The organism is Pseudomonas sp. Pseusp97, from assembly GCF_047304025.1.
Lineage (GTDB): Bacteria > Pseudomonadota > Gammaproteobacteria > Pseudomonadales > Pseudomonadaceae > Pseudomonas.
Map to the genome: position 1 here is coordinate 1 of NZ_JBGLYK010000166.1, position 13189 is coordinate 13189.

The 13189-nt window shown below is 64.6% G+C and carries 13 protein-coding genes; 11 read left to right on the forward strand and 2 right to left on the reverse strand.

Annotated features, from left to right (window positions below):
• Positions 1 to 210 precede the first annotated feature (210 nt).
• Together cprA and ACCC94_RS21905 are read right to left on the reverse strand one after the other, a co-directional pair.
• Positions 211 to 1383 (reverse strand): cationic peptide resistance protein CprA, encoded by a 1173-nt coding sequence (cprA, locus tag ACCC94_RS21900; protein WP_413351652.1) that lies wholly within the window; start codon positions 1381 to 1383, stop codon positions 211 to 213.
• 89 nt (positions 1384 to 1472) lie between these two features.
• Positions 1473 to 2171, reverse strand: coding sequence for an alpha/beta family hydrolase (locus ACCC94_RS21905; RefSeq protein WP_413351653.1), 699 nt, complete (start codon positions 2169 to 2171; stop codon positions 1473 to 1475).
• A 121-nt stretch (positions 2172 to 2292) separates the two neighbouring features.
• On the opposite strand from ACCC94_RS21905, the gene ccoN (ACCC94_RS21910) reads away from it, so the two are divergent.
• The 11 genes from ccoN (ACCC94_RS21910) to ACCC94_RS21960 all read left to right on the forward strand — a co-directional run.
• Positions 2293 to 3717 carry a cytochrome-c oxidase, cbb3-type subunit I gene (gene ccoN, locus ACCC94_RS21910; RefSeq protein WP_413351654.1) on the forward strand — a complete coding sequence of 475 codons (1425 nt, stop codon included), beginning with the start codon at positions 2293 to 2295 and terminating at the stop codon, positions 3715 to 3717.
• A 10-nt stretch (positions 3718 to 3727) separates the two neighbouring features.
• On the forward strand, positions 3728 to 4336 hold the full coding sequence (gene ccoO / locus ACCC94_RS21915) for a cytochrome-c oxidase, cbb3-type subunit II (RefSeq protein WP_017516306.1): 609 nt from the start codon (positions 3728 to 3730) through the stop codon (positions 4334 to 4336).
• A 4-nt stretch (positions 4337 to 4340) separates the two neighbouring features.
• The gene (locus tag ACCC94_RS21920; RefSeq protein ID WP_205336386.1) at positions 4341 to 4532 is read left to right on the forward strand and encodes a cbb3-type cytochrome oxidase subunit 3; all 192 of its coding nucleotides are present in this window, start codon (positions 4341 to 4343) and stop codon (positions 4530 to 4532) included.
• Positions 4529 to 5452: a cytochrome-c oxidase, cbb3-type subunit III gene (gene ccoP / locus ACCC94_RS21925; RefSeq protein WP_413351655.1), complete on the forward strand. Its 924-nt coding sequence runs from the start codon at positions 4529 to 4531 to the stop codon at positions 5450 to 5452. The genes ACCC94_RS21920 and ccoP (ACCC94_RS21925) overlap by 4 nt, the downstream gene beginning before the upstream one ends.
• 342 nt (positions 5453 to 5794) lie before the next feature.
• The gene (gene ccoN, locus ACCC94_RS21930; RefSeq protein ID WP_413351657.1) at positions 5795 to 7237 is read left to right on the forward strand and encodes a cytochrome-c oxidase, cbb3-type subunit I; all 1443 of its coding nucleotides are present in this window, start codon (positions 5795 to 5797) and stop codon (positions 7235 to 7237) included.
• A complete protein-coding gene (gene ccoO / locus ACCC94_RS21935) occupies positions 7237 to 7845 on the forward strand; it encodes a cytochrome-c oxidase, cbb3-type subunit II (RefSeq protein WP_413351658.1) in 609 nt (202 codons plus the stop codon). The genes ccoN (ACCC94_RS21930) and ccoO (ACCC94_RS21935) overlap by 1 nt, the downstream gene beginning before the upstream one ends.
• 5 nt (positions 7846 to 7850) lie before the next feature.
• Positions 7851 to 8042, forward strand: coding sequence for a cbb3-type cytochrome oxidase subunit 3 (locus ACCC94_RS21940; protein WP_088421115.1), 192 nt, complete (start codon positions 7851 to 7853; stop codon positions 8040 to 8042).
• Positions 8039 to 9004, forward strand: a complete 966-nt coding sequence (gene ccoP, locus ACCC94_RS21945) for a cytochrome-c oxidase, cbb3-type subunit III (RefSeq protein ID WP_413351659.1) — start codon at positions 8039 to 8041, stop codon at positions 9002 to 9004. Before ACCC94_RS21940 ends, ccoP (ACCC94_RS21945) begins: the two co-directional genes overlap by 4 nt.
• 211 nt (positions 9005 to 9215) lie before the next feature.
• Positions 9216 to 10631, forward strand: coding sequence for a cytochrome c oxidase accessory protein CcoG (gene ccoG / locus ACCC94_RS21950; protein ID WP_413351660.1), 1416 nt, complete (start codon positions 9216 to 9218; stop codon positions 10629 to 10631).
• 129 nt (positions 10632 to 10760) lie between these two features.
• Entirely contained in the window at positions 10761 to 11306 is a 546-nt protein-coding gene (locus ACCC94_RS21955) for a FixH family protein (protein WP_413351661.1), read from the forward strand.
• The coding region (locus ACCC94_RS21960; protein WP_413351663.1) for a heavy metal translocating P-type ATPase at positions 11303 to 13189 on the forward strand (1887 nt) is incomplete at its 3' end. The genes ACCC94_RS21955 and ACCC94_RS21960, both read left to right, overlap by 4 nt.

A 13189-nucleotide genomic window follows, 5' to 3' on the forward strand; every position in this document is an offset into this window, starting at 1 on the left:
GGCGGCTTATCGCGGTGTCCCCCCGCTCCACCCTTTATCCCCGCGCCGCGCGCGCCCCGGCGCTCGCTGGGCGAAAAACCGCCCACTTCTAATGCCGCCGCAATGGCGGATAACGCCTGAGGCGTTATTCGCCCTACGCCACGTCCAGACGGGGTAAGGTTCGCGAGCAAGCTCGCTCCTACAAGATTCAGCCCACAGCGCTCTATCGGGTTACTTGAAATCCCACTGCATCTGAGCCGGGATGCTGACATCCCGCGAGGACTGCACGCACACGTCCACGTAGTCGGTGAAGCGCGGCGGCGCGGCGATCCCTTCGTCCAGCAGGCGCTGGTTGTCGAACAGGTAGTTGAGGTCGGCAAAGCCGCTGTACAGCCGCAGCGCGCGCAGCACCAGCCGGGGGTTGGCCTTGCCGATGCGGCTCTCGAAACTGCCGGCCAGCTCGCGCAGGTCCTCGCTGCTGACCTTGCGATAACGCTCGCCCACCGGTTCCTCGCCACGAGCGTCGGCATAGGCGCGATCGATCTCGCCGAAGGTGCAGGCCGAACCGTGGCCGGCGGAGATGTGATAGAGGCTGTGGTTCAGCGTCGGTTTCAGCGCCAGGGCCACCAGCGCCTCGGCGCAGTAGTCCACCGGAATCACGTCGATCTGCTCGTCCAGGCCGCAGGTGAAGCTCTCTAGGGCGAAGCCCATGCGGAACACCCAGAAGATGCTCCCCGAGGCGCGGCAGCCCAGTTCGCGGTGCCCGACCACGATGGAGGGGCGCGCCACCACCAGCGGAAGACCCGGCAGTTCCTCGCGCATGCGTCTTTCGATCTCGGCCTTGGACGCGGTGTAGTCCACCAGTTGCTCTTCGCTGTCGGGGAAGTCCCAGGATTCGCGCACCGGCGACTCGCGCTGCGGCCCACAGCACATGGCCGTCCCCACATGGAGGAAGCGCTTGAGGTTGCGCGACTGGCTGAGCAGCCGGGCGAAGGCGAAGGTGCCTTCGACATTCACCGGCCAGATGCTCGGGTTCTTCGAGAACGAGGCCACCGCCGCGCAGTTGATCACCTGCTCCACGCGCATCAGGCGGGCACGCTCGCCCTTCATCCAGGCGGTGTCCAGCAGGTCGCCGCAGAGGATCTGGCCCTCCTGGAGGGCTTCCAGCGCCGTCTCCGGCACGCCGTGCAGGCGCAGGTTGTCGCGCAGCCGCTCCAGGCCCTGCTCAGGGGATTCGGCGCGGACCAGGAACAGCAGCGCCGGGCCGTGGCCTTCGGAGATCAGGTGGGCAGCGACGGAGCCGCCGAGGAAGCCGGTGGCGCCGGTCAGCAGCAGGCTGTGCGCGGCGCCGGGGGAATAGCGGAGGGGTTGGGTGGCAATGCGTTCAGCGTAATGGGGGTTCATGGCAGCTTTCGGCCTGTCCTCTGGTGGCGGGGCGTCGACTGCGGGGCGTCGACGCTGGCGAGGATAGGAAGCCCTGCCTTAAGGCCCGATTAGCGCAATAGGAAAGCTCCGATGCAGGCGGCGGCACTTTCCAGGTGTTCCTCGTGGGTCAGCCCGGAAGCCTTGAGCGGCTTGAGATCGTGGTCGGCAGCGGCGAGCCAGTGCAGCTCGATCGACGGGGACAGCGAATAGCCCTCCACCGTGGGGCGATCGCCCAGCGCATCGCGTTCGCCCTGCACGATCAGTGTCGGCGCCTGCAGATCGGCGAGGTGGGCGACGCGCGGCTTCTCCGGCTTGCCGGCGGCGTAGAACGGGTAGCCCAGACAGACCAGCGCGTCAGCGCCCAGTTCGTCCGCCAGCAGGCTGGCCATCCGCCCGCCCATGGACTTGCCGCCGATCGCCAACCTGCCCGGCACCTCGGCGCGCACCTGCGCGTAAACCTGCCGCCAACATCCGAGCAACTGCTTCTGCGGACTTGGCGGGCGGCGCTTTCCGTCCTCCCGGCGCATAGCCATATAGGGGAACTCGAAGCGCACCACGGCGATACCCCTTTCGGCTAGTCGCGCGGCGATGGCGTCCATGAACGGGCTGTCCATCGGCGCGCCCGCCCCATGGGCGAGAAGCAGCGTCGCTGACAGCTCGCCCTGTGCCGGGTTCCGCAGCAGCGACAAAGGACCGCAGGCGCCCGCGACAGGGGTCTCAGGTGCCAATTGATCCGAATCAATATTCCCAGGGGTGCCTTTATCCATCCTTCACTCCGCTAATTCCGAATTAGTACCTATCCCAAGGGGGAGGGGCGGCATACGCCGTAAGCCGTAAAAAACCTTGCCGGGATGGGCATAGCCCATAACCGTGGATGGAAGCCCATAAATGAGCACAACCAATCAGACCGCTTATAACTATAAGGTGGTCCGCCAGTTCGCCATTATGACAGTGGTATGGGGTATCGTCGGCATGGCCGTCGGTGTCCTGATCGCCGCTCAACTGGTGTGGCCGGACCTTAACCTCGGCTTACCGTGGACGAGCTTCGGCCGCCTGCGTCCGCTGCATACCAACGCGGTGATCTTCGCCTTCGGCGGCTGCGCACTGTTCGCCACCAGCTACTACTCGGTGCAGCGCACCTGCCAGACCCGCCTGTTCGCTGGCCCGCTCGCTTCCTTCACCTTCTGGGGCTGGCAGCTGGTGATCCTGTGCGCGGCCATCACCCTGCCGCTGGGCATGACCTCCTCCAAGGAGTACGCCGAGCTGGAGTGGCCGATCGACATCCTGATCACCATCGTCTGGGTTTCCTACGCCATCGTCTTCTTCGGCACGCTGATGAAGCGCAAGACCAAGCACATCTATGTGGGCAACTGGTTCTTCGGCGGCTTCATCCTGACCGTGGCGATCCTGCACGTGGTCAACAACCTGGAAATCCCGGTCAGCCTGACCAAGTCCTACTCGCTGTATTCCGGCGCCACCGACGCGATGATCCAGTGGTGGTACGGCCACAACGCCGTGGGCTTCTTCCTCACCGCCGGCTTCCTGGGAATGATGTACTACTTCGTTCCGAAACAGGCCGAGCGCCCGGTCTACTCCTATCGCCTGTCCATCGTGCACTTCTGGGCACTGATCGCCGTATACATCTGGGCCGGTCCGCACCACCTGCACTACACCGCGCTGCCGGACTGGGCGCAGTCCCTGGGCATGGTGATGTCGCTGATCCTGCTGGCTCCGAGCTGGGGCGGCATGATCAACGGCATGATGACCCTCTCCGGCGCCTGGCATAAGCTGCGCACCGACCCGATCCTGCGCTTCCTGGTGGTATCCCTGGCCTTCTACGGCATGTCCACCTTCGAAGGCCCGATGATGGCCATCAAGACCGTCAACGCCCTCTCCCACTACACCGACTGGACCATCGGCCACGTACACGCCGGCGCCCTGGGATGGGTAGCGATGGTGTCGATCGGCTCTCTCTACCACATGATCCCGAAAGTCTTCGGTCGCGAGCAGATGCACAGCGTGGGCCTGATCAACACCCACTTCTGGCTGGCCACCATCGGCACCGTTCTGTACATCGCTTCCATGTGGGTCAACGGCATCACCCAGGGCCTGATGTGGCGCGCCGTGAACGCCGACGGCACCCTCACCTACTCGTTCGTCGAAGCCCTGGCCGCCGGCCACCCGGGCTTCATCGTGCGGATGATCGGTGGTGCCATCTTCCTGCTGGGCATGCTGGTCATGGCCTACAACGTCTGGCGCACCGTCGCTGCGGCCAAGCCGGCTGAAATGCAAGCCGCGGCGCAGATGGCCTGAGGAGACCGACATGAAACACGAAGTACTCGAGAAAAACGTCGGCCTGCTGGCCCTGTGCATGGCCGTCGCCGTCAGCATCGGCGGCCTGACCCAGATCGTTCCGCTGTTCTTCCAGGACGTCACCAACACCCCGGTGGAAGGCATGAAGCCCTACACCGCGCTGCAACTGGAAGGCCGTGACGTGTACATCCGCGAAGGCTGCGTGGGCTGCCACTCGCAGATGATCCGCCCGTTCCGCGCCGAGACCGAGCGCTACGGCCACTACTCCGTCGCCGGCGAAAGCGTCTGGGATCACCCGTTCCTGTGGGGTTCCAAGCGTACCGGTCCGGACCTGGCCCGCGTCGGCGGCCGCTACTCGGACGACTGGCACCGCGCGCACCTGTACAACCCGCGCAACGTGGTGCCGGAGTCGAAGATGCCCGCCTACCCCTGGCTGGTCGAGAACAAGCTCGACGGCAAGGACACGGCGAAGAAACTGGAAGTGATGCGTGTCATGGGCGTGCCCTACACGGACGACGACATCGCTGGCGCCAGCGATTCCGTCAAAGGCAAGACCGAAATGGACGCGGTGGTCGCGTACCTGCAGGTCCTCGGCACCTCCATCAAGAACAAGCGGTGACAGCATGGATATCGGGACCATTCGCGGCCTCGGCACCGTCATCGTGATGGTGGCCTTCGTCGGCGTACTGCTCTGGGCTTACGGCGGCAAACGCAAGGAGCGCTTCGACGAAGACGCGCTGCTGCCCTTCGCGGATGACCCGGTTGCCAAGCGTCACGCTGAGCAAGAGCAAGCTTCTAGGAGCAACAACGCATGACTACCTTCTGGAGTCTGTACATCACCGTTCTAACAGTCGGCTCGCTGATCGCCCTGCTGTGGCTGGTATTCGCCACCCGCAGCGGGCAGTCCTCGAACACCACCGACCAGACCATGGGCCACGCCTTCGACGGCATCGAGGAGTACGACAACCCGCTGCCCAAGTGGTGGTTCATGTTGTTCGTCGGCACCATCGTCTTCGCCGCCGGCTACCTGGTCCTCTACCCGGGCCTGGGCAACTGGAAAGGTATCCTGCCGGGCTATGAAGGCGGCTGGACCCAGGACAAACAATGGGAGCGCGAGGAAGCCCTGGCCAAGGAAAAATATGGCCCGATCTTCGCCAGATACGCTGCCATGCCCGTGGAAGAAATCGCGAAAGACCCGCAAGCCATGAAAATGGGCGAGCGCCTCTTCGCCACCTACTGCTCCATCTGCCACGGCTCGGACGCCAAGGGCGCCCAGGGTTTCCCGAACCTGACCGACAGCGACTGGCGCTGGGGCGGTACCGCCCAGGACATCGAGACCACCATCCTCGGTGGCCGCCATGCCGCGATGCCGGCCTGGGGTGAAGTGCTGGGCGAGAAGGGCGTGCAGGACGTCGCAGCCTTCGTCACCGCCAACCTGGACGGCCGCAAGCTGCCCGAGGGCGTGACCGCGGAAAACGTCGACAACGGCGGCAAGCTGTTCGCCACCACCTGCGTCGCCTGCCACGGCCCCGAGGGCAAGGGCAACCCGCTGATGGGCGCTCCCGACCTGACCCACCCGGGCGCCTTCATCTACGGCTCCAGCTACGCGCAACTGCAGCAGACCATCCGTCACGGCCGCCAGGGCCAGATGCCGGCGCAGGAGCAGTACCTGGGCAAAGACAAAGTGCACATTCTCGCCGGTTACATCTACAACATTTCCGGCCAGGCGAAGTAAACTCCCGCCCCCAACTCGCGCCCGGTAAAATGGGCGCGAGTTTCTCAACCCCGCAATATCGCGACGAAGTGTCGCACCCTGTCTATCTCCCCTTCTTCACACCCTCCCCGTTCGCGTCTAAGCTCATTTCCATTCGCAAACCTGCAATACGACTAACCTGACCCACTTCCCAGGTTGGTACGAGCGAGCCGAAACGTGCGTCAAACCGGGGCGCAAGGCGCTCTGAAGCAGGCGTGAAACCGGCACCGCACCAAGGCCCGGCGCGTTGCAATGGCCACCTGCTTTCTCCATACTTGCCGCCGTTTTTTTGTCCATAAAATCCAAAAACCGTGGAACCTTAGAATGAGCACAGCAATCAGTCCGACTGCTTATAACTATAAGGTCGTCCGCCAGTTCGCCATCATGACGGTGGTCTGGGGGATACTTGGAATGGGGCTCGGTGTTTACATCGCCTCACAGTTGGTTTGGCCCCAGTTGAACCTGGCCCTGCCCTGGACCAGTTTCGGCCGCCTCCGTCCGCTGCACACCAACCTGGTGATCTTCGCCTTCGGCGGCTGTGCTCTCTTCGCGACTTCCTACTACGTCGTACAGCGCACCTGTCAGACTCGCCTGATTTCTGACAGCCTCGCCGCCTTCACCTTCTGGGGTTGGCAAGCGGTGATCGTGCTGGCCGGCATCACCCTGCCGCTGGGCTACACCTCCTCCAAGGAGTACGCCGAGCTGGAATGGCCGATCGACATCCTCCTGGCCATCGTCTGGGTCACCTACGCCGTGGTGTTCTTCGGCACCGTCGTCAAGCGCCAGACCAAGCACATCTACGTGGGCAACTGGTTCTATGGCGCCTTCATCCTCGTCACCGCCATGCTGCACATCGTCAACAGCGCAGAGCTGCCGGTGACCTGGTTCAAGTCCTACTCGGTCTACGCCGGCGCCACCGACGCGATGATCCAGTGGTGGTACGGCCACAACGCCGTGGGCTTCTTCCTGACCACCGGCTTCCTGGGGATGATGTACTACTTCGTGCCTAAGCAGGCCGAGCGTCCGATCTACTCCTACCGCCTGTCCATCGTGCACTTCTGGGCGCTGATCACCCTGTACATCTGGGCCGGCCCGCACCACCTGCACTACACTGCCCTGCCGGACTGGGCCCAGTCCCTGGGCATGGTGATGTCCCTGATCCTCCTGGCTCCGAGCTGGGGTGGCATGATCAACGGCATGATGACCCTATCGGGCGCCTGGCATAAGCTGCGCACCGACCCGATCCTGCGCTTCCTGGTGGTTTCCCTGGCCTTCTACGGCATGTCCACCTTCGAAGGCCCGATGATGGCCATCAAGACCGTCAACTCCCTGTCCCACTACACCGACTGGACCATCGGCCACGTACACGCCGGCGCTCTGGGCTGGGTGGCGATGATCTCCATCGGCTCCCTCTACCACCTGATCCCGAAGGTCTTCGGCCGCGAGCAGATGCACAGCGTGGGCCTGATCAACGCACACTTCTGGCTGGCTACCATCGGTACCGTGCTGTACATCGCCTCCATGTGGGTCAACGGCATCACCCAGGGTCTGATGTGGCGTGCGATCAACGCCGACGGCACCCTCACCTACTCCTTCGTGGAAGCCCTGCAGGCCAGCCACCCGGGCTTCATCGTCCGTGCGCTGGGCGGCGCGTTCTTCGCCTCCGGCATGCTGCTGATGGCCTACAACACCTTCCGTACTGTGCGTGGCTTCAAACTGGCTGACGCCGATGCCGCTGCCCAGATCCCCGCTGTAGGAGCTCACTGATGAAGCACGAAGTAGTCGAGAAGAACATCGGCCTTCTGGCCTTCTTCATGGTCATTGCGGTGAGCATCGGCGGTCTGACCCAGATCGTTCCGCTGTTCTTCCAGGACGTGACCAACAAGCCGGTCGAAGGCATGAAGCCGCGCACCGCGCTGGAGCTGGAAGGCCGTGACATCTACATCCGTGAAGGCTGCGTAGGCTGCCACTCGCAGATGGTCCGTCCGTTCCGCGCCGAGACCGAGCGCTACGGCCACTACTCCGTCGCCGGCGAAAGCGTCTGGGACCACCCGTTCCTGTGGGGTTCCAAGCGTACCGGTCCGGACCTGGCCCGCGTCGGCGGCCGCTACTCGGACGACTGGCACCGCGCGCACCTGTACAACCCGCGCAACGTGGTGCCGGAATCGAAGATGCCCTCCTACCCCTGGCTGGTGGAGAACAAGCTCGACGGCAAGGACACGGCGAAGAAAATGGAAGCCCTGCGTACGCTGGGCGTGCCCTACACCGACGAAAACATCGCCGGTGCCCGTGACGCCGTCAAAGGCAAGTCCGAGATGGACGCTGTCGTCGCCTACCTGCAAGGCCTCGGCACCATCATCAAGAGCAAACGGTGACTGTGATGGATATCGGAACCATTCGTGGAATCGGCACAGTCGTAGTCATGGTCGCCTTCATCGGCGTCCTGCTCTGGGCCTATGGCGGCAAACGCAAGGAGCGCTTCGACGAAGACGCCATGCTGCCCTTCGCGGATGACCCGGTTGCCAAAAAGCACGTCGAGCAAGAGCAAGCTTCTAGGAGCAACAAAGAATGACAACCTTCTGGAGTCTGTACGTCACCGTACTTACCCTGGGCACCATCTTCGCCCTGGCGTGGCTGCTGTTCGCCACTCGTCGCGGTCAGCGCAGCGAAGCCACCGACGAAACCGTCGGCCATGCCTTCGACGGCATCGAGGAATATGACAACCCGCTGCCGAAGTGGTGGTTCATGCTGTTCGTGGCCACCTTCATCTTCGCCCTCGCCTACCTGGCCCTGTATCCGGGCCTGGGCAACTGGAAGGGCCTGCTGCCGGGCTACCAGGACAAGGCCGAATTCGCCAACGGCGAAAAAGGCTGGACCGGTGTGCACCAGTGGGAAAAGGAGATGGCCAAGGCCGACGAGAAGTACGGCCCGCTGTACGCCAAGTTCGGCGCCATGCCGATCGAAGACGTGGCCAAGGACGAGCAGGCCCTGAAAATGGGTAACCGCCTGTTCGCCTCCAACTGCTCCGTCTGCCACGGTTCCGACGCCAAGGGTGCCCACGGCTTCCCGAACCTGACCGACGCCGACTGGCGCTGGGGTGGCGAGCCGAAGGACATCATCGCCACCATCGAAGGCGGTCGCCACGCGGCCATGCCGGCCTGGGGCGAAGTCATCGGCGACCAGGGCGTTCACGACGTCGCTGCCTTCGTCACCACCAAGCTGGACGGCCGCAAGCTGCCCGAAGGCGTGACCGACGAGCAGGTCGCCAACGGCCAGAAAATCTTCGCCACCAACTGCGTGGCCTGCCACGGCGCTGAAGGCAAGGGCACCGCTGCCATGGGCGCACCGAACCTGACCCACCCGGCGGCGTTCATCTACGGCTCGAGCTTCGCCCAGCTGCAGCAGACCATCCGCTACGGCCGTCAGGGCCAGATGCCGGCTCAGCTGGAGCGTCTGGGCAAAGACCAGGTTCACCTGCTCGCTGCCTACGTGTATAGCCTTTCCCACGGCGAAGGTGAGAAGAGCGCGGAATAATCCCACTCTCTCCTACACCTAAAGCGACACCCTGCGGCGCCGGTTTCTACACCGGCGCCGCTCTATTTCTGGGTCCATAATTCCTTGCGCGACCAAGTGTCGCACGGTTGCAACACCCACCACGCCGTATCATTGTTAGGCGTGCAAGCATATTTCTGACCCTCTCGGCATGTATCGACAGGGCGCCCTCCCGCTGCCGTGGAATGCACTGATGAGCAAACAGATTCCGGTCCAGGACGTCACTCCGCCCACCAAGGGCAAGAGTGAAAGCGTCGACCTTTATGCCTCCCGGGAAAAGATCTACACCCGAGCCTTTACCGGGTTCTTCCGCAACCTCCGCATGGCCGGGGGCGCCCTCCTCTTCCTTCTCTACTTCGGTACCGTGTGGCTGACCTGGAACGGTCGCCAGGCGGTCCTCTGGGACCTCCCCGAGCGCAAGTTCTACATCTTCGGCGCGACCTTCTGGCCGCAGGACTTCATCCTGCTGTCCGGCCTGCTGATCATCAGCGCGTTCGGGCTGTTCTTCATCACCGTGTTCGCCGGCCGCGTCTGGTGCGGCTACACCTGCCCGCAGAGCGTCTGGACCTGGATCTTCATGTGGTGCGAAAAGGTCACCGAGGGTGACCGCAACCAGCGCATGAAGCTCGACAAGGCTTCCATGAGCGGCAACAAGCTGCTGCGCAAGATCGCCAAGCACAGCCTCTGGCTGCTGATCGGCCTGGTCACCGGCCTGACCTTCGTCGGCTACTTCGCCCCGATCCGCGAACTGCTCAGCGACCTGGTCACCGGCCAGGCGGACGGCTGGGCGTACTTCTGGGTCGGCTTCTTCACCCTCGCCACCTACGGCAACGCCGGCTGGCTGCGCGAGCAGGTGTGCATCTACATGTGCCCCTACGCGCGCTTCCAGAGCGTGATGTTCGACAAGGACACCCTGATCGTCTCCTACGATCCGCGCCGCGGCGAGAAGCGCGGCCCGCGCAAGAAATCCCTGGACTACAAGGCCCAGGGCCTGGGCGATTGCATCGACTGCACCATGTGCGTACAGGTCTGCCCGACCGGCATCGACATCCGCGACGGCCTGCAGATCGAGTGCATCGGCTGCGCCGCGTGCATCGACGCCTGCGACAGCATCATGGACAAGATGAACTACCCGCGCGGGCTGATCAGCTACACCACCGAACACAACCTGTCCGGGCAGAAGACCCATCTGGTTCGGCCGCGCCTGATCGGTTACGCCATCGCCCTGTGCATCATGATCGGCCTGCTGATCACCGCCATCATCCTGCGTCCGCTGGTCGGTTTCGACGTCAGCAAGGACCGCGTGCTCTACCGCGAGAACGCCGAGGGGCGCATCGAGAACGTGTACAGCCTGAAGGTCATGAACAAGGACCAGAAGGACCACACCTACGTGCTCAGCGCCAAGGGCATGGACGGCCTGATCCTGGAAGGCAGGAAGGAAATCTCGGTCGCGGCCGGGGACATCTTCACTATGCCGGTGGAACTGTCCATCGACCCGGAGAAGCTGCCCTCCACCACCAACGAGATCAGTTTCACCATCCAGTCGGTGGACGACCCGTCCATCAGCAAGGAATCCAGCAGCCGCTTCATCGGCCCGCGCGTTCGTTGAACCGCCGCTGAACCAATTGGCACCCCATGTTGCGCATGGGGTGCCAGTGCCGGGCGAAGCACGTAGAATTTGCCCGCCCCTTCACCGGGCAGCGCCAGCGCGGCGTTGCCAGCGAGAGAACTCAAGACCATGCAATCGGCCATGAAAACGCCCGTGGAACCCTGGTACAAGCACCTCTGGCCCTGGATCATCATCGCCATGCTGGCCACCTCGATCGCCCTCAGCCTGACGATGGTCAACATCGCCGTGAACAACCAGGACTCCCTGGTCAGCGACAACTATTACGAAGCCGGCAAGGGCATCAACCGCTCCCTGGATCGCGAGCACCTCGCCCAGCAGCTCAAGCTGCGCGCGAAGATCAGCTTCGACGAGCTGACCGGCGAAGTGGACCTGCGCCTCACCGGCGACAGCCGCCCGGCAACGCTCACCCTGAACCTGCTCTCCCCTACCCTGGAATCCCAGGACAAGCATCTGCAGCTGCGCGCGGCTCCCGCTGAGCCGGGTCGCTACACCGCCAGCCTGGACGCCGCCGTGAAGGGTCGCCGTTTCGTCGAGCTGCTTGGCGAGGAAAACGGCCGGACCTGGCGTCTGTTCGAGGAAGAAAAAGTCGCCCCCGGCGCCTCTTTCGACCTCGGCGACGAGCCCCTCAGCGGAGATGAAGCCGAGCGCCCATGAGCGCCCCGCTGCTCTGTTACCACTGCGCGCTGCCGGTCCCGCCCGGCAGCCGCTTCGTTGCTCCCGTCCTGGGCGAAACCCGCGAATTCTGCTGCCCCGGCTGCCAGGCCGTGGCCGAGGCAATCGTCGCCGGCGGCCTGGAAGGCTATTACCGCCACCGCACCGAAGCTGCGCCCAACCCTGACGCCCTTCCCGAACAACTCGCCGATGAGCTGAAGCTGTTCGACCGCCCCGATGTGCAGCGGCCCTTCGTCCAGCACCAGGGCGAACTGGCCGAGACCACGCTGATCATGGAGGGGATCAGCTGCGCCGCCTGCGGCTGGCTGATCGAGAAGCACCTCAAGGGCCTGCCGGCCGTCGCCGAGGCCGGCCTCAACCTGTCCAACCACCGGCTGCATGTCCGCTGGTCGGACAGCGATCTGCCGCTGAGCGAGTTGCTCGCCGAACTGCGCAGGATCGGCTACGCAGCCCACCCCTTCCAGCCGGACCGCGCCGCCGAACAGTTGCACCAGGAGAACCGCAAATCCCTGCGCCAGCTGGGCGTCGCCGGCCTGCTGTGGTTCCAGGCGATGATGGCGACCATGGCCACCTGGCCGGAATTCAACATCGACCTGAGCCCGGAGCTGCACGAGATCCTGCGCTGGGTGGCGATGTTCCTCACCACGCCTATCGTCTTCTACTCCTGCCAGCCGTTCTTCCGCGGCGCCCTGCGCGACCTGCGCACCCGCCACCTGACCATGGACGTCTCGGTGTCCCTGGCCATTGGCGGGGCCTACCTGGCCGGCATCTGGACCGCCGTCACCGGTCACGGCGACCTGTACTTCGACGCCGTGGGCATGTTCGCCCTGTTCCTGCTGGCCGGCCGCTACCTGGAACGCCGCGCCCGCGAACGCACTGCCGCCGCCACCGCGCAGCTGGTCAACCTGCTGCCCGCCTCCTGCCTGCGCCTGGACGACAGTGGCCAGAGCAGTCGTGTACTGCTCAGCGAGCTGAACCTCGGTGACCGAGTGCTGGTGCAGCCCGGCGCGGTGATCCCGGCGGACGGCCTGATCCTCGACGGCCAATCCAGCGTCGACGAATCCCTGCTCACCGGCGAATACCTGCCGCAGCCGCGCCAGAGCGGCGACAGCGTCACCGGCGGCACCCTCAACGTCGAAGGCCCGCTGTCCGTGCAGGTCAAGGCGCTGGGCGGCGACAGCCGGCTATCGGCCATCGTCCGCCTGCTCGAACGCGCCCAGTCGGACAAACCGCGCCTCGCCGAACTCGCCGACAAGGCCGCACAGTGGTTCCTCATCGCCCTGCTGGTGCTCGCCGCCGTGGTCGGCCTGTTCTGGTGGCAGCACGACGCCTCCCGCGCCTTCTGGGTGGTGCTGGCGATGCTGGTGGCGACCTGCCCCTGCGCATTGTCACTGGCAACCCCGACTGCGCTGACCGCCGCCACCGGGAGCCTGCACAAGCTCGGCCTGCTGGTGACCCGCGGCCACGTGCTGGAAGGCCTGAACCACATCGACACAGTGATCTTCGACAAGACCGGCACCCTCACCGAAGGCCGTCTGACGCTGCGCGCGGTCCGTCCGCTGGGTTCGCTGGACAGCGACGCCTGCCTGGCCCTGGCCGCCGCGCTGGAAAACCGCTCCGAACATCCCATCGCCCGCGCCTTCGGCCGCGCGCCGCAGCCCGCCGAGAATGTCGAGAGCCATCCCGGCCTGGGTCTGGAAGGCCGCGTCGGCGAACGCCGCCTGCGCATTGGCGAGCCCTCGTTCGTCTGCGCGCTGAGCGGCAGCGAAGCGCCCCGGCACCCGCAGGAGCCGGGTCAGTGGTTGCTGCTGGGTGACGAGAGCGGCGCCCTCGCCTGGCTGGTGCTGGACGACCGCATCCGCGAG

What these genes read in the sequence shown, in the direction of transcription:
- cprA (WP_413351652.1), bottom strand. Translation starts at nt 1,383, where the DNA reads ATGAACCCCCATTACGCTGAACGCATTGCCACCCAACCCCTCCGCTAT.
- ACCC94_RS21905 (WP_413351653.1), bottom strand. Translation starts at nt 2,171, where the DNA reads ATGGATAAAGGCACCCCTGGGAATATTGATTCGGATCAATTGGCACCT.
- ccoN (WP_413351654.1), top strand. Translation starts at nt 2,293, where the DNA reads ATGAGCACAACCAATCAGACCGCTTATAACTATAAGGTGGTCCGCCAG.
- ccoO (WP_017516306.1), top strand. Translation starts at nt 3,728, where the DNA reads ATGAAACACGAAGTACTCGAGAAAAACGTCGGCCTGCTGGCCCTGTGC.
- ACCC94_RS21920 (WP_205336386.1), top strand. Translation starts at nt 4,341, where the DNA reads ATGGATATCGGGACCATTCGCGGCCTCGGCACCGTCATCGTGATGGTG.
- ccoP (WP_413351655.1), top strand. Translation starts at nt 4,529, where the DNA reads ATGACTACCTTCTGGAGTCTGTACATCACCGTTCTAACAGTCGGCTCG.
- ccoN (WP_413351657.1), top strand. Translation starts at nt 5,795, where the DNA reads ATGAGCACAGCAATCAGTCCGACTGCTTATAACTATAAGGTCGTCCGC.
- ccoO (WP_413351658.1), top strand. Translation starts at nt 7,237, where the DNA reads ATGAAGCACGAAGTAGTCGAGAAGAACATCGGCCTTCTGGCCTTCTTC.
- ACCC94_RS21940 (WP_088421115.1), top strand. Translation starts at nt 7,851, where the DNA reads ATGGATATCGGAACCATTCGTGGAATCGGCACAGTCGTAGTCATGGTC.
- ccoP (WP_413351659.1), top strand. Translation starts at nt 8,039, where the DNA reads ATGACAACCTTCTGGAGTCTGTACGTCACCGTACTTACCCTGGGCACC.
- ccoG (WP_413351660.1), top strand. Translation starts at nt 9,216, where the DNA reads ATGAGCAAACAGATTCCGGTCCAGGACGTCACTCCGCCCACCAAGGGC.
- ACCC94_RS21955 (WP_413351661.1), top strand. Translation starts at nt 10,761, where the DNA reads ATGCAATCGGCCATGAAAACGCCCGTGGAACCCTGGTACAAGCACCTC.